General features: G+C 64.7%; 2 protein-coding genes and 1 pseudogene. All 3 read right to left on the bottom strand.

What is annotated here, in order from left to right:
* A pseudogene (locus EOA22_RS35580) lies at positions 1-311 on the bottom strand (potassium-transporting ATPase subunit B); the annotation flags it as partial.
* Positions 308-505, bottom strand: a complete 198-nt coding sequence (locus EOA22_RS35575; protein WP_224621338.1) for a hypothetical protein — start codon at positions 503-505, stop codon at positions 308-310. The pseudogene EOA22_RS35580 and the gene EOA22_RS35575, both read right to left, overlap by 4 nt.
* Positions 506-530: 25 nt before the next feature.
* Positions 531-855, bottom strand: a 325-nt coding sequence (locus EOA22_RS35570; RefSeq protein WP_206521536.1) for a potassium-transporting ATPase subunit KdpA, incomplete at its 5' end; no start/stop codon positions are given.

The following is an 855-nucleotide window of genomic DNA, read 5'->3' as shown; positions in this document are numbered from 1 at the left end:
GTCTCGGTGCGTGCCTTGCGCAGCGAATCCGCCTGCGCCTTGCCGCGGCCTTCTGCGACCGCTTCGGCGAAGTTGGCGAACAGCACGGTGAACCAAAGCCAGATGATGATCTGCAGCGTGAAGCCGAGATTGCCGCCGCCGGAGACCAGGTCCTTGACGAACAGCACGGTGGTGAGCGCCGAGACGACGGCAACGACGAACATCACCGGGTTCCTGGCCAGCGTGCGCGGGTCGAGCTTGCGGAAGGCGCCGCCGATGGCGGGAAGCAGGATGCTGGCATCCATGATGCTGGCTGATTTCGAGTTGCTCATTTTGAAGCTCCGGCTTCGGTGTTGTTGGACGGCACCGGATGATCGGATGCCGAAAAGAGATGGGGCGGCCCGTAGGCCAGCAGCCAGAGGACGAGCATGACTGCCGCAAGGCCGAGAAACGTCGACAGGGTCGGGAAAGGAGGAGGTCCCTCCTCCTTTCCGTGATCGTCCCTGTGGGCGACCTTGCGGCGCATGGCATTGAACCACGACATGGCGGTCTCAGAAGGTCTGCCCGTGAGCCATCGCCAGGTGCTCGATGATCGGCCCGACGGCGAGCGCGGGGAAGAAGGTGAGGCCACCGACGATCAGGATGACGCCGATCAGCAGCCCGACGAACAGCGGGCCGTCGGTCGGGAAGGTGCCGGCGGAGGCCGGAACCGTTTTCTTCGCCACCAGCGAGCCGGCAATGGCCAGCGCCGAGATGATGACCAGGAAGCGGCCCATCAGCATGCCGATGCCGATGGTGATGTTGTACCAGGGCGTGTTGCCGCTGAGGCCGCCAAAGGCCGAACCGTTGTTGGCCGCCGCCGACGTGTAGGCATAG

The sequence above is a fragment of the Mesorhizobium sp. M7A.F.Ca.US.014.04.1.1 genome (assembly GCF_003998745.1).
GTDB lineage: Bacteria > Pseudomonadota > Alphaproteobacteria > Rhizobiales > Rhizobiaceae > Mesorhizobium > Mesorhizobium ciceri.
The sequence above is the reverse complement of the archived record's forward strand: the minus strand, read 5'-3'. Positions and strand labels throughout refer to the sequence as shown.